The sequence below is a fragment of the Lutibacter flavus genome (genome assembly GCF_900188355.1).
Lineage (GTDB): Bacteria > Bacteroidota > Bacteroidia > Flavobacteriales > Flavobacteriaceae > Lutibacter > Lutibacter flavus.
Genome location: NZ_FZNX01000006.1, coordinates 72,671 through 93,658, shown reverse-complemented (window position 1 = coordinate 93,658; position 20,988 = coordinate 72,671). Strand labels below are relative to the sequence as shown.

The 20,988-nt window shown below is 30.4% G+C and carries 21 protein-coding genes and 1 tRNA gene; 16 read left to right on the top strand and 6 right to left on the bottom strand.

Features of this window, described 5'->3' with window-relative positions; all coding sequences use genetic code 11:
* Positions 1 to 8: 8 nt before the first annotated feature.
* The 13 genes from CHB63_RS15490 (at position 9) to CHB63_RS15435 (ending at position 15,176) form a co-directional block, all read left to right on the top strand.
* Positions 9 to 1,994, top strand: a complete 1,986-nt coding sequence (locus CHB63_RS15490) for a penicillin-binding protein (protein ID WP_089379396.1) — start codon at positions 9 to 11, stop codon at positions 1,992 to 1,994.
* On the top strand, positions 1,995 to 3,458 hold the full coding sequence (locus CHB63_RS15485; protein WP_089379395.1) for a UDP-N-acetylmuramoyl-L-alanyl-D-glutamate--2,6-diaminopimelate ligase: 1,464 nt from the start codon (positions 1,995 to 1,997) through the stop codon (positions 3,456 to 3,458).
* A 3-nt stretch (positions 3,459 to 3,461) separates the two neighbouring features.
* Positions 3,462 to 4,688, top strand: coding sequence for a phospho-N-acetylmuramoyl-pentapeptide-transferase (gene mraY / locus CHB63_RS17220; RefSeq protein WP_176420410.1), 1,227 nt, complete (start codon positions 3,462 to 3,464; stop codon positions 4,686 to 4,688).
* A complete protein-coding gene (gene murD, locus CHB63_RS17215) occupies positions 4,689 to 6,020 on the top strand; it encodes a UDP-N-acetylmuramoyl-L-alanine--D-glutamate ligase (protein ID WP_176420408.1) in 1,332 nt (443 codons plus the stop codon).
* Complete coding sequence (locus tag CHB63_RS15475; RefSeq protein ID WP_089379394.1) at positions 6,021 to 7,214, top strand: FtsW/RodA/SpoVE family cell cycle protein; 1,194 nt, start codon at positions 6,021 to 6,023, stop codon at positions 7,212 to 7,214. It begins immediately after the preceding gene.
* Positions 7,198 to 8,292, top strand: a complete 1,095-nt coding sequence (murG, locus tag CHB63_RS15470) for an undecaprenyldiphospho-muramoylpentapeptide beta-N-acetylglucosaminyltransferase (RefSeq protein ID WP_089379393.1) — start codon at positions 7,198 to 7,200, stop codon at positions 8,290 to 8,292. Before CHB63_RS15475 ends, murG begins: the two co-directional genes overlap by 17 nt.
* The gene (gene murC, locus CHB63_RS15465) at positions 8,293 to 9,639 is read left to right on the top strand and encodes a UDP-N-acetylmuramate--L-alanine ligase (RefSeq protein ID WP_089379392.1); all 1,347 of its coding nucleotides are present in this window, start codon (positions 8,293 to 8,295) and stop codon (positions 9,637 to 9,639) included.
* Positions 9,629 to 10,351, top strand: coding sequence for a cell division protein FtsQ/DivIB (locus CHB63_RS15460; RefSeq protein ID WP_089379391.1), 723 nt, complete (start codon positions 9,629 to 9,631; stop codon positions 10,349 to 10,351). The genes murC and CHB63_RS15460 overlap by 11 nt, the downstream gene beginning before the upstream one ends.
* 3 nt (positions 10,352 to 10,354) lie before the next feature.
* The gene (gene ftsA, locus CHB63_RS15455) at positions 10,355 to 11,689 is read left to right on the top strand and encodes a cell division protein FtsA (RefSeq protein WP_089379390.1); all 1,335 of its coding nucleotides are present in this window, start codon (positions 10,355 to 10,357) and stop codon (positions 11,687 to 11,689) included.
* A 50-nt stretch (positions 11,690 to 11,739) separates the two neighbouring features.
* Positions 11,740 to 13,677, top strand: coding sequence for a cell division protein FtsZ (gene ftsZ / locus CHB63_RS15450; RefSeq protein WP_245857044.1), 1,938 nt, complete (start codon positions 11,740 to 11,742; stop codon positions 13,675 to 13,677).
* 119 nt (positions 13,678 to 13,796) lie between these two features.
* The gene (locus CHB63_RS15445; protein WP_089379388.1) at positions 13,797 to 14,246 is read left to right on the top strand and encodes a GatB/YqeY domain-containing protein; all 450 of its coding nucleotides are present in this window, start codon (positions 13,797 to 13,799) and stop codon (positions 14,244 to 14,246) included.
* Positions 14,247 to 14,261: 15 nt separating this feature from the next.
* Positions 14,262 to 14,335 (top strand) — tRNA-Arg (locus tag CHB63_RS15440).
* Positions 14,336 to 14,399: 64 nt separating this feature from the next.
* A complete protein-coding gene (locus tag CHB63_RS15435; protein WP_176420407.1) occupies positions 14,400 to 15,176 on the top strand; it encodes a zinc-dependent peptidase in 777 nt (258 codons plus the stop codon).
* On the opposite strand, the gene CHB63_RS15430 is transcribed toward CHB63_RS15435, so the two are convergent.
* Genes CHB63_RS15430 through modA form a run of 4 tightly spaced genes read right to left on the bottom strand, consistent with a single transcriptional unit; the run spans position 15,173 to position 17,885 of the window.
* Entirely contained in the window at positions 15,173 to 16,048 is an 876-nt protein-coding gene (locus CHB63_RS15430) for a sulfate/molybdate ABC transporter ATP-binding protein (protein WP_089379386.1), read from the bottom strand. The genes CHB63_RS15435 and CHB63_RS15430 overlap by 4 nt on opposite strands.
* On the bottom strand, positions 16,045 to 16,716 hold the full coding sequence (modB, locus tag CHB63_RS15425) for a molybdate ABC transporter permease subunit (protein WP_217898427.1): 672 nt from the start codon (positions 16,714 to 16,716) through the stop codon (positions 16,045 to 16,047). The genes CHB63_RS15430 and modB overlap by 4 nt, the downstream gene beginning before the upstream one ends.
* On the bottom strand, positions 16,716 to 17,114 hold the full coding sequence (locus CHB63_RS15420) for a TOBE domain-containing protein (protein ID WP_089379384.1): 399 nt from the start codon (positions 17,112 to 17,114) through the stop codon (positions 16,716 to 16,718). The genes modB and CHB63_RS15420 overlap by 1 nt, the downstream gene beginning before the upstream one ends.
* The gene (gene modA / locus CHB63_RS15415; RefSeq protein WP_089379383.1) at positions 17,115 to 17,885 is read right to left on the bottom strand and encodes a molybdate ABC transporter substrate-binding protein; all 771 of its coding nucleotides are present in this window, start codon (positions 17,883 to 17,885) and stop codon (positions 17,115 to 17,117) included.
* 123 nt (positions 17,886 to 18,008) lie between these two features.
* Here modA and CHB63_RS15410 point away from each other — a divergent pair, with 123 nt between their 5' ends.
* Positions 18,009 to 18,443 (top strand): CBS domain-containing protein, encoded by a 435-nt coding sequence (locus CHB63_RS15410; RefSeq protein WP_089379382.1) that lies wholly within the window; start codon positions 18,009 to 18,011, stop codon positions 18,441 to 18,443.
* Here CHB63_RS15410 and rpe read toward each other — a convergent pair.
* Positions 18,440 to 19,102: a ribulose-phosphate 3-epimerase gene (rpe, locus tag CHB63_RS15405; RefSeq protein ID WP_089379381.1), complete on the bottom strand. Its 663-nt coding sequence runs from the start codon at positions 19,100 to 19,102 to the stop codon at positions 18,440 to 18,442. The genes CHB63_RS15410 and rpe overlap by 4 nt on opposite strands.
* Positions 19,103 to 19,209: 107 nt before the next feature.
* A complete protein-coding gene (locus tag CHB63_RS15400) occupies positions 19,210 to 20,073 on the bottom strand; it encodes a sigma-70 family RNA polymerase sigma factor (RefSeq protein WP_089379380.1) in 864 nt (287 codons plus the stop codon).
* Positions 20,074 to 20,221: 148 nt separating this feature from the next.
* Here CHB63_RS15400 and CHB63_RS15395 point away from each other — a divergent pair, with 148 nt between their 5' ends.
* Positions 20,222 to 20,791 (top strand): RNA polymerase sigma factor, encoded by a 570-nt coding sequence (locus tag CHB63_RS15395; protein WP_089379379.1) that lies wholly within the window; start codon positions 20,222 to 20,224, stop codon positions 20,789 to 20,791.
* Positions 20,791 to 20,988, top strand: coding sequence for a hypothetical protein (locus tag CHB63_RS15390; RefSeq protein WP_089379378.1), 198 nt, complete (start codon positions 20,791 to 20,793; stop codon positions 20,986 to 20,988). Before CHB63_RS15395 ends, CHB63_RS15390 begins: the two co-directional genes overlap by 1 nt.

Below are 20,988 nucleotides of genomic sequence, written 5' to 3'. Positions count from 1 at the left end.
CGTAAAAATTGGCAGTAGCAAAAAAGAGCATATTAAATAAATTGTACGCTGTGTTTGTGTTTATCGCAATTTTTTTGATTGCCATAATTTTTAGGTTGACTACTATTCAATTTTCAGATGGGGAAAAATATAGAAATCTATCTGAACAACTTACCTTAAGACACGATACTATTTTAGCTAATAGAGGAAGTGTATTTTCTGCAGATGGTAGTTTATTGGCAACTTCAATGTCTCAATACGAAATCAGAATGGATGCTTTTACCGTTGATGGAGAGGTATTTGAGAAAAACATAAGAGACTTATCTAGTGAGCTTTCAAAAATGTTTGGAAATTCTACATCGCATTGGGAAACTAAAATAAGAAAGGCTCGTAATACTAAAAACCGATACTTGTTTATTGCTAGAAAGCTGGGTTATTCAGACTATATTAAAATTAAAAGTTTTCCAATTTTTAAATTGGGAATGTATAAAGGAGGTTTTATTGCAGAGCAATCTACTGTGAGAGCTCATCCGTTAGGTAAAGTAGCAGAACGAACAATTGGGTACGATGATTATAGAGGAGCGCCAGGAATTGAAGGTGCATATAGAAAATATTTGACCGGAAAAAATGGCCTAAGAATGAAGCAGAAAATTGCAAAAGGTCAATGGAAGCCAATTAATGATAGTAATGAAAAAGAACCTATTAACGGGAAAGATATTGTTACAACTTTAGATGTCAATATTCAGGATATTGCACACCACTCTTTATTAAGACAATTAGAATATTATGAAGCAGAACATGGTTGTGTGGTAGTAATGGAAACTAAAACTGGCGAGATTAAAGCTATTTCAAATTTAGGAAGAAGTTCTATTGGAAAATATTACGAAAAAAGAAATTATGCGGTTTATGAATCTCATGAGCCTGGATCGGCTTTTAAAGTAATGGCAATGGTTGCGGCATTGGAGTCTGGTAAAATCGATACAAGTACAATAGTTGATACCGGTAACGGTAGATATCGAATGTATGGAAGATATATTAATGATTCTCGCAGAGGTGGTTATGGTAAAATTTCTGCAGCTCGTGCATTGGAAGTATCTTCAAATATTGGTTTTGCAAGATTAATTGATGAGAACTTTGGGAAAAGCCCGGAAAAATTCATCAATTTATTAAAAGACATGCATTTGAATGATAAATTAGGATTGCCAATTAAAGGTGAAGGTAGTCCCGAAATACCTGGTCCTGGTGATGAAAAATGGAGTAAAAATGCGTTGCCTTCAATAGCTTATGGCTATAATTTAACTTTAACTCCTTTGCAAACATTAACATTTTACAATGCTATTGCTAATAATGGCGAAATGGTTAAGCCGAGGTTTATTAAAGAAATTAGATCGTGGAATAAAAATGTTGAATCCTTTGGAAAAGAAATTATAAATACTTCAATATGCTCAAAAGAAACTATAAATAAGGTACAAGAAGTATTAAAAAATGTGGTAGCTAGAGGTACAGGTAGTAAGTTATATTCTGAAGATTTTTCAATGGCGGGTAAAACAGGGACTGCTCGTACAGAATATTGGTTGGATGATTGGGAGACAAATAGACGATACATTTCTTCATTTACAGGTTATTTCCCTGCTGAAAATCCTAAATATTCTTGTATAGTAGTTATTCATAAACCAAATCTTAAAAAGGGATATTACGGTGCAGATGTATCAGGTCCAGTTTTTAAAGATATCGCACAAAAAATTTATTCAACAAATCATATTATAAACGAGATTGAAAATAAATCTCCTGATTTTGAGAATGTTAAAAATAATTTCGAAAAGTATTATACCGTATCTAATAAAGAGCTTAATTCAATCCCAAATGTAAAAGGAATGGCGGCTATGGACGCCATTTCTTTACTTGAAAATTTAGGTTTAAAAGTAGATTTTTCTGGAAATGGAAAAGTAATAGGGCAATCTATTAAGGCAGGTGAATTATTAGTTAAAGGATCAACAATTGTAATAAAACCGTAAGTGAAGTTAGTTAAAGACATATTGTATAATGTTAGTATTAATGCAGTTCAGGGAAGTACTGATGTGTTAATTAATGCAGTACAATTTGATTCCAGAAAAATTGAATCTAATGATTTATTTATTGCCCAAAAAGGATTGATTTTTGATGGGCATAAATTTATTTATAATGCGATTGAACTAGGTGCAAAAGTAATTGTTTGTGAAGTATTTCCTGAGAATTTAAATAAAAACGTAACATATATTCAAGTTGAAGATTCCAATGAGGCTTTAGCAATAATTGCTTCAAATTTTTACGACAATCCGTCGTCAAAATTAAAGTTAGTAGGCGTAACAGGCACAAATGGAAAAACTACGATAACTACATTATTACATAGTTTATTTCAAAAAGCAGGATTTAAAGCAGGGTTGTTATCAACAGTTAAAATTTTAGTTGGAGACACAAAATATGAAGCAACCCATACTACACCAAATTCATTAGCAATTAATAGCTATTTATATGAAATGGTTAAAGCTGGAGTGGATTATTGTTTTATGGAAGTTAGTTCTCATGGGATTCATCAAAAAAGGACCACTGGATTGCAATTTGTTGGAGGTGTATTCACCAATTTAACACACGATCATTTAGATTATCATAGCACATTTAAAGAGTACAGAGATGTGAAAAAATCATTTTTTGATGATTTGCCAAAAACAGCTTTTGCTTTGGTGAATATTGATGATAAAAATGGGGAAATAATGCTTCAAAATACTAAAGCAAAAAAGTACTCATACGCACTAAAAACAATGGCGAATTATAAAGCCAAAATACTAGAAAATCAATTTTCTGGATTGTTTTTAAATATTAATGACCAAGAGGTTTGGACTAAACTAATCGGAAGTTTTAATGCCTATAATTTATTAGCGGTTTTCGGTGTTTCACAATTATTAGGATTAAAATCTACAGAAGCATTAACCCTAATTAGCGAACTGGAAAATGTAAGTGGAAGATTTGAACATTTTATTTCAAAAGAAGGGGTAACAGCAATAATTGATTACGCACATACGCCCGATGCACTTAAAAATGTATTAGAAACAATTAACAATATACGAACAGGAAATGAACATGTGATTACCGTTGTGGGATGCGGAGGCGATCGAGATAAAGCTAAACGTCCTGTTATGGGGCGTATAGCATCTCAATTAAGTACAGAAGTAATTTTTACTTCGGATAATCCACGTAGTGAAAACCCTCAAACAATTCTTGATGAAATTGAGGCGGGAGTTGAACCTGAAAATTTCAAAAAGACATTGTCAGTTTTAGATAGAGAGCAGGCTATTAAAACGGCTACCAAACTAGCAAAAAAAGGAGATATTATTTTAATTGCTGGTAAAGGTCATGAAACATATCAAGAAGTGAACGGAATTCGTTCTCATTTTGATGATTACGAAAAAATTTCACAATTATTAAAAGCTATAGAAGGTTAAGAAATGTTATATTATTTATTTGAATATTTAGAAAAATACTACGATATAGCCGGAGCAGGTTTGTTTCAGTACATATCATTTCGTTCTGCATTGGCTTTTATAGTTTCTTTACTGTTTTCAACAATTTTTGGGAAAAGGATTATAAATTATTTGCAACGTAAACAAGTTGGTGAATCAATTAGAGATTTAGGTTTAGAAGGGCAAGTAGAAAAAGCGGGGACGCCAACAATGGGTGGGATTATAATTATTCTAGCTACACTAATTCCGGTATTATTATTAACTAAAATTGATAATGTATATATTATTATTCTGCTGGTAACCACCATTTGGATGGGGATTATTGGTTTTATTGATGATTATATTAAAATATTTAGAAAAAATAAACAAGGTTTAAAAGGAAGGTTTAAAATCTTAGGTCAAATAACATTAGGAATTTTTGTTGGTGCAATGTTGTATTTTCATCCGGATGTTACAATGAAGGAAAAATTACCTGAAAAACTTCAATATGAAACCGAAACGGGTGTTCCTGTATTATTTGCAACAGCCGAAAAATCTACAAAAACTACCATTCCATTTTTAAAGAATAATGAGCTTGATTATGCTGCTGCGCTGGATATATTTGGTGAAGGATTAAGAGATTATGCTTGGTTGATTTTTATACCAATTGTAATTTTTATTATAACAGCGGTTTCAAATGGAGCTAATTTAACAGATGGTATAGACGGTTTAGCAGCTGGGTCTTCAGCCATAATTGTACTTACTTTAGGAATATTTGCATGGGTTTCAGGAAATATCATTTTTGCTGATTATCTAGATGTAATGTATATCCCGAATTCCGGAGAAATGACAATTTTTATTGCGGCTTTTGTTGGTGGTTTGGTTGGGTTTTTATGGTATAACACATATCCTGCTCAAGTTTTTATGGGAGATACGGGAAGTTTAACAATTGGTGGAATTATTGCTGTTTTGGCAATTTCTGTTCGTAAAGAATTATTAATTCCAATTCTGGCAGGAATATTTTTAGTAGAAAATTTATCGGTGGTACTTCAAGTTGCGTTTTTTAAATACACAAAGAAAAAATATGGTGAAGGAAGACGAATTTTTAAAATGTCTCCATTACATCATCATTACCAAAAATCTGGTTACCATGAGAGTAAAATAGTAACTCGATTTTGGATTGTAGGTATAATGTTGGCAGTATTAACAATAGTAACATTAAAGTTGAGATAAATGAAATTAGTTGTTCTAGGAGCGGGTGAAAGTGGTGTAGGAACCGCAATTCTTGGAAAACAAAAAGGATATGAAGTTTTTGTTTCAGACAAAGGAACAATTGCAAAAAAGTATAAGGAAGTTCTTTTAAATAATGACATTTCTTTTGAAGAAGGAAATCATACTGGGTCTAAGATATTTGATGCAGATGTTGTAATGAAAAGTCCTGGGATTCCAGATAAAGCTTCTTTGGTTGTTGCTTTAAATGAGAAGAAAATTCCAGTGATTTCTGAAATTGAATTTGCTTCAAAATATACAGAAGGATTGATTGTAGGAATTACGGGTTCAAATGGTAAAACAACTACAACAATGTTGGTGAACCATATTTTAAAGAAAGGGAATATAAATGTTGGAATGGGAGGAAACATTGGAGAGAGTTTTGCGCAGCAAGTTGCAGAAAATAGCTTTGATGTTCATGTGTTAGAGTTGAGCAGTTTTCAATTAGATGGTATTGTAAATTTCGCTCCACACATTGCAATTTTAACAAATATTACTCCAGATCATTTGGATAGGTATGAGTATCAATTTGAAAACTATATCAATTCAAAATTTAGAATTACTGAAAATCAAACAGAAAATGATTTTTTAATTTATGATTATGATGATGAAGTGATTTCAAATTGGTTAAAAAATAATAAAGTAAAAGCGACATTATTGCCTTTTTCATTAGAAACGGAATTAGAACAAGGAGTGTATTTAAAAAATAATAATATTATAATAAAATATAAAACAGAAGAAAAAATAATGAACAAATCAACTTTAGTATTAAAGGGAAAACACAATACAAAAAATGCAATGGCAGCCGCTATGGCAGCTTCATTATTAAAAGTTAGAAAAGATACTATCAGGGAAAGTTTGGAGGACTTTGAGGGAGCGGAACATAGATTGGAGGCTGTTTTAAAAATAAATGGTGTGCAATACATCAACGATTCCAAAGCTACAAATGTAAATGCAACATATTATGCATTAGAGAGTATGAAAGCTCCTACTGTATGGATTGTTGGTGGTGTTGATAAGGGAAATGATTATTTGGATTTAATGCCACTTGTAAGAGAAAAAGTAAAGGCAATAATCTGTTTAGGAGTAGATAATCAAAAAATTGTACAAACTTTTTACAATGTTGTTGATTTAATTGTTGAAACAGCTGGTGCTGAAGAGGCAGTTAAAGTGGCCTATAAGGTTGCTGAAAAAGGAGATGCCGTTTTGCTATCTCCGGCCTGTGCAAGTTTTGATTTATTTGAAAATTATGAAGATAGAGGAAATCAATTTAAAAAAGCAGTGAGAGAACTGTAAATGAAGAATATATTAAGAAATATTGAAGGAGATCGTGCTATTTGGGCTGTTGTTGGCATTATGGCTTTGTTGTCATTTATGCCAGTTTATAGTGCAAGTACAAATTTGGTATATGTTGCAAACTCTGGAACAACTACTTACCATTTAATAAAGCATATAGTATTATTATTTTTCGGATTCTTAATTATTTATGGAGTACATAAAATTCCATATAGATATTTTAGTGGAGGTTCTGTTTTAATGTTGCCTTTAGTAATAGTTTTACTGATTGTAACCTTAACTAAAGGAACTGTTATTGGTGGAGCCAATGCGAGTAGGTGGATTACAATTCCATTTATTGGAGTAGGTTTTCAAACTTCAACTTTGGCAGGCTTAGTTTTAATGGTTTATGTAGCGAGATATTTAGCTAAAAACAAAGATAAAATAATCACTTTTAAAGAAAGTTTATGGCAATTATGGTTGCCAGTTGCAGCAACATTAATTTTTATATTACCTGCAAATTTCTCAACAACGGCCATTATTTTTTCTATGGTATTGTTATTAACTTTTATAGGGGGCTATCCTTTTAAATATTTAGCTTCTATCGTGGGGATGGGAGTTTTAGCATTGACTCTATTTGTGCTTACTTCAAAAGCATTTCCAAATGTGATGCCAAATAGAGTCGATACTTGGATAAGTAGAATTGAAAATTTTTCTGATAAAAATGCGGAGGAAGGTTATCAAGTAGAAAAAGCAAAAATAGCCATTGCAAGCGGAGGTTTACAAGGTAGAGGACCTGGAAAAAGTGTTCAAAAAAACTTTTTACCTCAATCTTCTTCCGATTTTATTTTTGCCATAATTGTTGAAGAATACGGTTTAATATTTGGAGCACTCACAGTAATTCTAATGTATTTATTATTGTTATTTAGAATTTTAGTTGCAGCCAAAAAAGCCACGACAATTTTTGCGACATTATTAATTATTGGAGTTGGATTGCCAATTATTTTTCAGGCTATAATAAACATGGCAGTAGCAGTGAACTTATTTCCTGTTACTGGACAAACTTTGCCGTTAATTAGTAGTGGTGGAACATCTATTTGGATGACTTGTTTTGCCATTGGAATAATTTTAAGTGTAACGGCCGATAAAGAAAAAATAATGAATCCAGATAATGAAGAAAACCCTTTAGATATTTTACATGAAGCAATCGATTAATATCATATTGAGCGGAGGTGGTACGGGTGGACATATTTACCCTGCAATTTCAATAGCAAATGAGCTAAAGGAAAAATATCCAGATGCTAATTTTTTGTTTGTTGGAGCTAGAGATAGAATGGAAATGGAGAAAGTGCCGCAAGCGGGTTATGAAATTAAAGGTTTATGGATTTCTGGATTGCAAAGAAAGTTAACGTTAAAAAATTTAGCATTTCCTTTCAAGTTATTTAGCAGTTTTTTTAATGCATTTAAAATCATTAAAAAATTTAAACCAACAATCGTAGTTGGTACGGGTGGTTTTGCAAGCGGACCAACTTTGTTTATGGCAAATAGATTAGGTGTTAAAACTGTGATTCAAGAACAAAATTCATATCCAGGAATAACCAATAAATTGTTAAGTAAAAAAGCAACTAAAATATGTGTTGCTTACGACGGTTTAGAGCGATTTTTTCCTGCTGAAAAAATTATAAAAACTGGTAACCCTGTTCGTCAGGATTTATTGGAAATTGAAGATAAGCGCGAAGAAGCATTTATTCATTTTGGTTTAAAAAAAGAGAAAAAAACACTTGTAGTAATTGGAGGAAGCCTTGGGGCTAGAGCCATTAATAATCTTATAAAAAAACATATTAATTGGTTAGTTGAAAATAATATTCAGGTGATATGGCAAACTGGTAAGTTGTATTACGATGAGTTTAAGAAATATGATGAATTGGAAGGTGTTCAAACACATGCTTTTTTAAACAGAATGGATTTAACCTATGCAGCAGCAGATGTTTTAATAAGTCGAGCTGGTGCTAGTTCTATTTCAGAATTGTGTTTAGTTGGAAAGCCAGTGATTTTTATTCCTTCGCCGAATGTTGCAGAAGATCATCAAACTAAAAATGCGCTATCTGTTGTAACAAAAAATGCGGCATTATTATTAAAGGAATCAGAATTAGAAATGTTTCAAACGATGTTTTTGGAATTAATAAATGATGCAAAATTACAACAAAAACTAAGTGAAAATATTAAAGCTTTGGCGTTGCCAAATGCTACAAAAGATATAGTATCAGAAATTGAAAAATTAATAATTAGTTAATTGAATTTAGACAATATACATAACGTTTATTTTGTTGGTATCGGTGGTATCGGTATGAGTGCAATTGCTAATTATTTTAAAAGCAATGGTAAAAATGTAGCTGGATACGATAAAACCCCAACCGAAATTACAAAGCATCTTCAAAGCATTGGGGCTGTTATTCATTTTGAAGATAACGTTAATTTAATTTCTGAGAAATTTAAAAATAATCAAAATACGATTGTGGTTTATACGCCGGCGGTTCCTAAAAATCATTCAGAACTGACTTATTTTTTAGAGAATAATTTCAGCGTCTTAAAGAGGTCTGAAATTTTAGGGGAAATTACTAAAAACACAATCTGTCTTGCTGTGGCTGGAACACATGGTAAAACTACAACTTCAACCATTTTAGGTCATATTTTAAAAGAAGCGAATACAAATGCTACTTCTTTTTTAGGAGGAATTTCAGAAAATTACAATTCAAATTTAATTTTAGGAGGAAGTGAAGTTTCTGTAGTTGAAGCTGATGAATTTGATAGATCATTTTTAAAGCTATCACCTAATATTGCATGTATTACATCAATGGATGCAGATCATTTAGATATTTATGGTGAACATGTAGAGTTAGAAAAATCATTTAAAGATTTTGCCAATAAAGTTTCTGATATTTTAATAGTGAGAAAAGGATTACAGATTCAAGGTCAAACTTTTGGTATTGAAGAAGATGCAGACTACAATGCTTATAATATTAGAATAGAAAATGGTGCATATATTTTTAATGTAAAAACACCAACAGAAAGAATTAAAAACGTAAAAATAAATTTACCAGGAAAACATAATGTGCTAAATGCGGTGGCAGCTTTGGCAATGGCAAATAGTTATGGAATATCATTACAAGTCATTGCTAAAGCTTTACTTTCATTTAAAGGTATAAAAAGACGGTTTTCTTATAAAATAAAAACTGAAAATCTGGTATTGATTGATGATTATGCGCATCATCCAACAGAGATTAACGCTGTTGTAGATTCTGTTTTAGAAATGTATCCTAAGAAGAAAGTTTTAGGAGTTTTTCAACCACATTTATTCAGTAGAACAAGAGATTTTGTAGATGAATTTGCTTCAAGCTTATCTCGTTTTGATGAATTGATTTTATTAGACATTTATCCGGCAAGAGAATTACCTATTGAAGGTGTTAATTCGCAATGGTTATTAGAGAAAGTTTCTTGTAAAAACAAACAAATTTCTTCAAAAGAAAATTTAGTTGAAAACATATTAAAATCTAACGCTCAAATTATCGTTGTAATAGGAGCCGGAGACATAGGTGAATTAGTTGAAATAATTAAAAATAGTTTGACAGTTGAAAATTAATTGGAATTACATAAAGGGTTTGCTGTTACTGGGATTAGTAGTATTTTTGTATGGTTTTTCACATCATAAACACAGTGTTAAAAAGATACGTGATATTAGCATTGAATTTGAAGAAGGAAATAACCTTTTTATGGATTACCAAATGGTTAATAAAATGTTAATACAAAATGGAAAGACAGTTGTAAATGAAGCAAAAACTGTTATAGATTTACACAAACTGGAGACGAAAGTTCTATCCCATTCTATGGTGGAAAATGCGTCTGTTTTTTTAACGGTTGATGGTTTGTTGAAATCTAAAATAAAACAACGAACACCTATTGCAAGAGTTATATCTGATTCTAAAAGTTATTACATTGATAGAGCGGCCAAAGTAATGCCATTATCAGCAAATCACTCAGCAAGAGTTATGTTGATTTCTGGAGATGTTAAAGAGGCAGATAAGGATGATATTTATCTCTTAGTAACGAAAATTTTGAATGATGAGTTTTTAAAAAAGCAAATTATTGGTGTAGAAAAAACACCTGATAAAGAGTTTATTTTAAAAACAAGAATTGGAGAGCAAAGTATTGAATTAGGGAAAATTAAAAATTTGGACTTAAAATTTAAAAATTTAAAGTCATTTTTTAACAAAACAATGACAGATAAAACTATTGATAATTATACATCAATAAATTTAAAATATAGCAACCAGGTTGTTTGCACAAAAAAGTAGAATATGGAACATAATGATATTTCAGTAGGATTAGATATAGGAACAACTAAAATTGTTGCTATGATAGGTCGTCGAAATGAATATGGGAAAATAGAGTTGTTAGGTACGGGGAAATCAAAGAGTTTAGGTGTGCACCGTGGAGTTGTTAATAATATAACACAAACAATTCAATCTATTCAAATTGCTGTTGATGAGGCTATTGCTGTTTCAGGAATTAAAATTGATGAAGCTGTAGTTGGGATTGCGGGTCAGCATATTAGAAGTTTACAACATAGTGATTATATAACAAGACCAAATTCTGAAGAGGTAATTAGTGATGAGGATTTGGAAAAGCTTGAAAAACAAGTGCACAAATTAGTAATGCTCCCAGGTGAAGAAATTATTCATGTGTTACCACAAGAATTTAAGGTTGATGGGCAAGCTGAAATAACTGAGCCGGTTGGGATGTATGGAGGCAGATTAGAAGCAAATTTTCATGTAGTTGTTGGTCAGGTTTCATCAATTAGAAATATTGGGCGTTGTATTAAAAGTGCAGGTTTAAATTTAGCTGGAATTACGTTAGAGCCATTAGCCTCGGCTGAAGCGGTTTTAAGTACTGAAGAAAAAGAAGCAGGTGTAGCATTAATTGATATTGGTGGTGGAACAACCGATTTAGCAATATTTAAAAACGGAATTATTCGTCATACAGCTGTAATTCCATTTGGAGGAAATGTAATTACTGAAGATATTAAAGAGGGTTGCTCAATAATTGAAAAACAAGCTGAATTATTAAAAACAAAATTTGGATCGGCTTGGCCTGGTGAAAATAAAGACAATGAAATTGTTTCTATTCCAGGATTGCGTGGTAGAGATCCAAAAGAAATAACACTAAAAAATCTTTCTAAAATTATACACGCACGTGTGGTTGAAATAATTGAACAAGTTTTTTTAGAAATTAAAAATTACGGTCACGAAGAACCAAAGAAAAAATTAATTGCAGGAATTGTTTTAACAGGTGGGGGAGCTCAACTTAAACATTTAAAGCAACTAGTTGAATATATTACTGGAATGGATACAAGAATTGGATATCCAAATGAAAATTTAGCAGGAGATTCTGATGAAAGTTTTTCTAGTCCACAATATGCAACAGCGGTTGGGCTTTTAATGAATGGTTTAAACAGGCTGGATAAACAAAAAGTAAAAGAGGCACAACACAATCATGAGAAAGATGAAGAATTAAAAAGTGAAGATGCAAATGTAGAAGATGATGATGAAATTGAAGAAGTTAAAGACCCTAAAAAATCAATTTTTGAAAAATGGGGAGATAAGTTCAGAGATTTTTTAGACAATGCAGAATAACAAAGAAAAAAGAAAAAGATCAAATAAAAAAACACCAATAAATTAATATTATGAGCAGTTCAGATTTTAGCAACATTTCATTCGATTTACCAAAAAATCAATCAAACGTAATAAAGGTCATTGGAGTAGGTGGAGGAGGTAGTAATGCCGTGAATCATATGTATTCACAAGGTATTAATGGCGTTGATTTTGTAATTTGTAATACGGATTCTCAGGCCTTGCAAAATAGCCCGGTACCAACTAAAATTCAATTAGGTGTTTCATTAACTGAAGGTTTAGGTGCAGGTGCAAATCCAGAAGTTGGTGAACAAGCTGCAATTGAAAGCATTCAAGAAATTAAAGATATGCTTTCTTCAAATTCTAAAATGGTATTTATTACCGTTGGAATGGGTGGTGGTACAGGAACTGGTGCCGCTCCAATTATTGCGAAAGTTGCTCGTGAATTGGATTTGTTAACCATAGGAATTGTTACTATGCCTTTTAATTTTGAAGGTAAAATGCGTAACGATCAGGCTCAAAAAGGAATTGAAAGATTGCGTGAATATGTAGATTCATTAGTAGTTATAAATAATAATAAATTAAGGGAAGTTTATGGCAATCTTGGTTTTAAAGCCGGGTTTTCAAAAGCAGATGAAGTTTTATCTACAGCTTCTAGAGGTATTGCAGAAGTAATTACGCATCATTACACACAAAATATCGATTTAAAAGATGCGAAAACAGTGCTGTCTAATAGTGGAACTGCAATTATGGGATCTGCAACAGCATCAGGGCCTAATAGATCTGAAGAAGCTATTTCAAAAGCGTTAGACTCACCGTTATTAAATGACAATAAAATAACCGGTGCTAAAAATGTGCTTTTATTAATAGTTTCTGGTTCTGAAGAAATTACAATTGATGAAATTGGTGAGATTAATGATTTTATTCAATCTGAGGCGAAATCAAATGTTAATATTATAATGGGAGTTGGTGAAGATGAAAGTCTTGGAGATGCAATCGCAGTTACAATTGTTGCAACAGGATTTAATAAAGATCAACAACATGAAATTTCCAATACTGAAGCAAAAAAAATAATACATACCCTTGGTGAAGATCAAGAAGCTACTTTTGATTTTTCAGAAAAAAGAATTATTGAAAGTTCAATAAATAAAGAAAATGAAATTAAAAGTCAACCAGCTGTTGAGGATAAGGTTATTTTTGATTTAGGAGAAGAGGAAGAGGAAGATTTTAAAATTATTCCTACAACAGATTTTATAAATAATATTGAAGTTGTTTATGAAGAAATTTCTTTAAACGAAATTAAAGAAGACGATTTTGTAATTACTCCAATTACAGCTAATATTGAAGAACAGCCAATTGTAGAAGAAGAAAAACAAATTGAATTTACTTTTGATATTCCGCTTTCACAAATTAAAAAGGAATCAATAGAAGAACCTATAAAGGAACCTATAAAAGAACCTAAAAAGGAAGAATCTAAAACAGTTTTAAACGAAATTGAAGTTGTTGGACATCAAGTAGTTCAACCACCTAAAAAAGTTGAAGAGGATGTGTATTTTTCATTGGAGGATTATACGGAACTGGAAGAAAATTTGACAAAAGCATCTAAACCAGCTATTACCGAAGTTAAAGAAAAAGTAAGTGAAGAGCTTAATTTCACCCTTCGTTCTAAAGCAGAAATAGATGTTAATGAAACTGAAGTTGTTGATTATAAGGAAGTTTCTCCTTTGGATTTAACAATTGCAGAATTGCAAAAAAGAGCTGAAGATAGACGATTGAAAATGAAAAATTTCAATTACAAGTTTATAAATAAAGTGAATCAAAATATTGATGAAATTGAAAAAGTTCCTGCTTATAAAAGGATGGGGGTTCAACTTGATGAAACTTCACATTCCTTAGAAGTTAATCAATCAAGAACGACTTTAGATATAGATGAAAATGATGATATTCAATTTAGATCAAACAATTCTTTCTTACATGATAATGTAGATTAAAAATATTGCCCAAAGACGAGCCTTAGATTTATTTCTAAGAATTAGACCCGGAAATCTTTAGTAAATTAAAGATTTTCGGGTTCTTTTTTTTTATCTTCGCAAAACAAAAATAATGGAATATGAGTTTACAAGAAAAATTAATGGTTAAAATGAAAGAAGCTATGAAATCTAAAGATAAAGTTGCTTTAGAATCATTAAGAGCTGTAAAATCTGAAATATTATTAGCTCAAACAAAAAGTGGTGCTTCAGAAGGATTAACTAAAGATGAAGAGATTAAATTACTTCAAAAATTAGTTAAGCAAAGAAAAGATAGTGCAACTTTGTATAAAGAGCAAGGAAGAGATGATTTAGCTGAGCCAGAATTAGAGCAAGTGGAAATAATTGCACAGTTCTTACCTGAACAAATGAGTGAAGATGAGTTAAAGAAAGTTATTGCTGGAATTATTGAAACTGTTGGAGCATCTTCAATGAAAGATATGGGGAAGGTTATGGGAATGGCATCAAAGCAATTAGCTGGTAAAGCTGATGGAAAAGCGATTTCTCTTGCTGTAAAACAATTGTTGGGTTAAATTTCTAAATTATAAGGCCTCGTGGCGCAACTGAATAGCGCACTGGATTTCGGCTCCAGCGGTTACAGGTTTGAATCCTGTCGGGGTCACTAAATTAAAGCTCTAATTAAAGATTAATTTAAATTAGAGCTTTTTAAATTTTAATAAATAAACTTGATTAGGTTATTTACATACTTCATTAATTCTATAAAAGGAATTTTATATGTTCAAACTAATTTACCTCAGTTAGTATTTTTTCCAAAAAAAATACTGGAAGAACAGCGGGTATATTTAAATAAGAGAAGTTATTTTTATAGCTGTTTAAATTCCAAAGACAAAATTATTTTTGAGCACAGAGTTTATAAGTTTATCAAAGGGCATAATTTTATTGGTAATGAAATTGAAATTACCCTTGAAATGAAAACTTTAGTAGCTGCAATGGCAACAACTTTAACCTTTGGCATGCATAAGTATTTGTTTTCACAAGTAAATTCAATTATAATTTACCCAGAATCATATTATTCAACTGTATTAAAACAAATGCATAAAGGGGAAACTAATCCAAAACTTCGTTTAGTTGTTTTTTCCTGGATCGATTTTTTAGATGGAGTCAAAGTGAAGAATGATAATTTGAATTTGGCATTACACGAATTTTCACATGCATTACATTTTGGTTTCTTGATAAATCAAAGTTACTCAGGTTTAAATTTTAAGAATTATTATAATAAAATTTTAATTCATTTGAAAAACAAAGACAATCAAAAAAAAATAATTGATGCAAATTATTTACGTGAATATGCTTTCGAAAATCAATATGAATTTCTAGCTGTACTTATTGAGCATTATTTTGAAACTCCTGAAATATTTAAAGAAAAATTACCAATAATATTTATGTATGTTCAAAAAATGCTAAATATTGATATCTTAAAGATTTATAAAATCAAATATTAACCAATTTTATGTATTACAGGATTAAAAGCTTTTGCTGAAACTAAAATATTATCACCTATTACTAATTGTTGACCCTCACTTTCATCAGCAACAACTTTTACTAGATCTTTCCCAATTCTTATAGTTAGAATATAAAGGAAATCCTGTTTTTCAATTTCTATAATAGTCCCGGTAAACTGAAATTTTGCATTTAATTCTTTATAATTAAAAACTTCGTTTGGTTTACCTTGTTTAATAATTTTCCCCTGATCAATTTCTAATACTTTATCAGACATTCTTATTATTTCTGAAATATCATGGCTAATTAATAGTGTAGTTAGATTGTACTCTTTGTGCACTTTTAAAATGTACTGTTGTAACTTAAATCGGATTTCAGAATCTAAGGCTGATAATGGTTCATCTAACATTAAAATAGAAGGTTTTTGAACCAAAGCCCTTGCTAGTGCTACACGTTGTTTTTGTCCGCCAGAAAGCGTATCTGGTTTTCTGTTTTGAAGTTCTCCTAGTTCAATGATATCAATTAAATGATTGATAATATTATCATCTTCACCTTTATTTAGAGCAAACTTTAGATTCTCTATAACCGTCATATTAGGAAACAAAGCATAATCTTGAAAAACAAATCCAATTTTCCTTTTTTGAGGTTTTAAATTTATTCCTTCACTGGTATTAAGCCAAGTGGCTCCGTTTACGTCGATTTTACCGTGATCAGGATTAAGTAAACCAGCCAATATTCTAAGAATTGTAGTTTTTCCAGCTCCAGATTTTCCATAAAGCGTTACCAAACTTCCTTTTTTAATTGCAGTATTAATGTTTAGCAACATTTCACCTGAAGCTGATTTTAATTTTTTTTGAATGGAAATTTCAATCATTTATAAAACTGTTTTAAATAGCCTCCATTTATTAAGTAAACCACCAATAAAATGCAAAATGTTAAAGCGAAGAGAATTAAAGAATACGTATTTGCAGCTGCATAATTTAATGATTCAACTTCATCATAAATAGCAATTGAAGCTACTTTTGTTTTTCCGGGAATATTTCCACCAATCATTAAAACTACACCAAATTCACCAATTGTATGCGCAAATGCAAGTACAATTCCAGTTAGTAAAGATGATTTTATGTTTGGAAGTAGTACTTTAAATAAAGTTGTTGTTCTGGTTTTTCCTAACACATAAGACATATCTTTTAAAGAGCTTGATAAATTTGAAAAACCTGATTGTATTGGGTGCACCATAAATGGTAAACTATAAATAATTGAAGCAATTAATAAACCTTCAAATGAAAACACAAGTTTTAATCCAAGCCAGTCGTTTAGCCAGCCACCAAATGAATTTGAAGGACTAAATGCAATTAATAAATAAAATCCGATCACTGTTGGAGGTAACACCAAAGGCATACTTACAAAAGTTTCTAAAACGGGCTTTAATTTAGATTTGGTAAAGGCCAACCAGTAGGCGAGTGGAATTGAAATTAATAACAATAAAATTGTTGTTATAAAAGCAAGTTTAAAAGTTAATATTAGCGGTTCCCAATCAATCATTCTGATAACATGATTTCGTTAGTTTTAATCATTGCAGTAACTTCAGATCCTACTTTTAGATTTAATTGATTTACAGCATTGGTAGTTATGATTGAGCTAATTTTTCCAACCGATGTATTAATAGTAAGTTTACTTAATAGTTCTTTACATTCTAAAATATCAATTATTCCTTTAAATTTATTTCTTAGACTAATGTTATCTGTATTTCCTTTTCCAATAATAACTTCAGTTTCTTTAAATACAACGGTTATAGTATTTCCTAATTTTAAATAAGGTGCTGCTTCGGATGTATCAATCACAATTGCAGACATACCAATGTTATTAACTTCAATTCCAATTAAAGTTAAACTTCCACTAACTGTTAGTTTTTCTATTTTTCCTTTTAAAATATTCATTTAGAAGTTGGTTGAATACCCAAATTTATTCAAAATATCTTGTCCTTTTTTTGAAAAAAGAAAGTTATAAAATTTTTCTTTTTTATCTATTGAAGTCGATGTGTTTTTTATAATTACAATTCCCTGTTTTATTGGCGCATAAGCTTGTTCATCAATATCTATCCAATTTCCTTTGCCTTTTATAAAAGGAGATAAAACAACAGATTTAGATGTGAATCCGATTTCTGCAGCTTTGGTGGTTATAAATTGATTAGTTTGAGCGATACTTTCGCCATAAACTAATTTATTTTTAATGCTATCATAAATTTTATAATGTTTTAAAACTTCCTCCGTTGGAATTCCATATGGTGCTGTTTTTGGGTTTGCTGTTGCAATATGTTTTATATTTTTATGAAGTAATAAATTTATAGATGGTTTTATACTATCTATCATAGACCATAAAACCAATTTTCCGAAAGCATATATTTTTGGTTTTTGAGTTGTAAAACCAGCATTATATAGTTCATTTGGATATTTCATATTTGCTGAAACAAATATATCATATGGTGCACCTTCTTTAATTTGAGCCGTTAATTTACCAGAAGAACTTAAAATTGTTTCACATTTAATGCCCGTTTCTTTGGTGAAAGAAGTTGTTAATTCTTCCATGGCAAATTGCATATTAGCCGCTGTAGCTATTGTTAAATTGTGAACTTTTTGTTGGTTGCAAGAAGAAATTAATATTGAAATTAGAATAGTTGAGAGAAATAACCATTTTAATTTATTCTTCATAATTATTAATTTTTTTGTGAAAGACTTTGCTAAGATAATACCTCTATTTTAGATAAAATGATTTTAATCATAAATATTTTGGTTGTTATTTTCGAACTTTAAGAGAATTAAAAATATTATTTTATGAAACGTCTTGAGCCTATATCGAAAATAATGACAAAGGAGCTTATAACGTTAAGCTTACATGATGATTTATTTAAAGCCGAAAAATTATTTAGAGAAAATCATATTAGGCATATTCCAGTAACAAAAAATAGACACATTGTTGGAATGCTTAGTTTAACAGATTTAAAACGCATTAGTTTTTTGGATTCGTACGATGCTAATGAAATTAAAATAGATAACACTATTTATAATATGCTTAGTATTGAGCAGATAATGGTTAAAAATCCAATTAAAGTTAATTCAAGCATTACAATTAAATCGGTGGTAGAAATATTATCTAAAAATGAATTTCATGCCTTACCAGTTGTTGATAATGATATTTTAGTTGGAATTGTTACAACTACAGATATATTAAATTATTTGCTAGTACAATATGAGTTGGAAGCTATTTAAATGCCTGATACCAGACCTTTTAAATCTGCAATAGTTTTTATTGGATCTTCACTTTTAAAAATAAAGCTTCCAGCTACAAAAGCATCAACACCAGCTTCAGATAGTTGTTCAATGTTTTGATCTGTAACACCACCATCAACTTCAATAATAGCTTTTGACCCACTAAATTCAATTAATGCCTTTAATTGTTGTACTTTTTTATAAGTGTTTTCAATAAAACTTTGTCCACCAAAACCTGGGTTTACACTCATAATTAATACTAAATCTAAATCTTCAATAATGTCTTCTAAAACAGCGATTGGTGTATGTGGATTTAATGAAACCCCAGCTTGCATCCCTTCAGCTTTTATTGCTTGTACAGTTCTATGTAAATGCGGACATGCTTCATAATGAACTGTTAGAATGTCTGCACCAACTTTTTTAAAATCAGAAATAAATTTATCTGGATTAACAATCATTAAATGAACGTCCATTGTTTTTTTTGCATGTTTCTTAATTGCACTAATAACAGGCATTCCAAAAGAGATGTTAGGAACAAAAACACCATCCATGACATCAATATGAAACCAATCTGCCTTGCTATTATTTACCATTTCAACGTCTCGTTGTAAGTTTGCAAAATCTGCAGCTAAAACTGAAGGGGCTATAATTTTATTCATTTCTTTGTAATTGTTTTTGCAAAAGTATCATTTAAAAAATAAAAACGCTCGAAATTTCGAGCGTTTTTATTCAGTAATCAAAAAGTTTATTAGTGTTAAATCAATATTTAACCTAAATATGTTTTTAAAATTTTACTTCTTGATGTATGTTTTAATCTTCTAATTGCTTTTTCTTTAATTTGACGAACACGCTCTCTAGTTAAATCAAAAGTTTCACCAATTTCTTCTAAAGTCATTGGGTGAGCATCACCTAAACCAAAGTATAATTGAACTACATCCGCTTCTCTTGGAGTAAGCGTTTCTAATGCGCGTTCAATTTCAACTTTTAAAGACTCATGTAATAATGCTTTATCTGGATTTGGAGATTCACCAGTATTTAAAACATCATATAAGTTAGAATCTTCACCTTCAATTAAAGGAGCATCCATAGATACGTGACGACCAGAATTTTTCATTGATTCTTTAACATCGTTCACAGTCATATCTAATTTCTTAGCAATTTCTTCTGCAGATGGAGGTCTTTCGTTTTCTTGCTCTAAGAAAGCGTACATTTTATTAATTTTATTGATAGAACCAATTTTATTTAAAGGCAAACGTACAATACGAGATTGTTCAGCTAACGCTTGTAAAATTGATTGACGAATCCACCAAACAGCGTAAGATATAAATTTGAAACCACGTGTTTCATCAAAACGTTTTGCTGCTTTTATTAATCCTAAGTTACCTTCATTAATTAAATCTGGTAAAGTTAATCCTTGATTTTGATATTGTTTTGCTACAGAAACAACAAAACGTAAATTTGCTTTTGTCAATCTTTCTAAAGCTGCCTGATCTCCTGCTTTTATTCGTTGCGCTAATTCTACCTCCATTTCGGCAGTAATTAAATCAACTTTTCCTATTTCTTGTAAATACTTGTCTAATGATGCGGTTTCTCTATTAGTAACCTGTTTTGTTATTTTAAGTTGTCTCATTTAGATACTAAAAATTTATTTATTAATATATATGCTATACAATATATACGTTGTATTTTTGAAAATGTTACAAAATAAAATAAATTTAATGTTTTTGTGACTTTATAAAAGCAAAAGTGTCCTAAAGATATAACCCAACTAGTAATTTTTGAAATCAAATAGTGATATATCGTTATTAAGTGATAACGAGTTAGTTCAAAGGATAGTACAGACAAATGATACCCATTTGTTTGCTGTCTTGTACGACAGATATGTCTCTATGGTTTATAATAAATGTTACGGATTTGCATCCTCAAAGGAGGAAGCACAAGATTTAACACATGATGTCTTTATTAAACTTTTTGTTAAACTAAGAACATTTAAAGGAACTGCTAAGTTTTCGACTTGGCTATATTCTTTTACGTATAATTTTTGTGTTAACTATGTTACTCGAAATAATTATAAAAAAAATGAAAAGAATTTTGAAGGGGAGATATCAGATGATAATAACGAATTAGATTCGAGTGATGAATCAATTTACAGTATGAAATCTGATAAATTGAAAAAGGCATTAGAGCTAATAGACCCAAATGAAAAAATGATTTTATTATTGAAGTATCAAGATGATTTTTCGATAAAAGAAATACAGGAAGCAATGGAGATTGGGGAAAGTGCAATAAAAATGCGATTGAAAAGAGCAAAGGAAAAATTAATTAGTGTATATAAAAATCTTAAATAATGGAGAATCCGTTTAAGAAAATATTACATAACGAAGAAGTGCCAAAAGTACTTAGAGAACGAGTAATTAATGATATTTCATTAATTAAACTCTCTATTGATGTGGCCGATCTATTTGTAATAAAGTACCCTAATACAATAGGAGAGTTCTTAGATACTGAATCAAAAACAATTAAAAATAATAAGAAAGAAAAATAA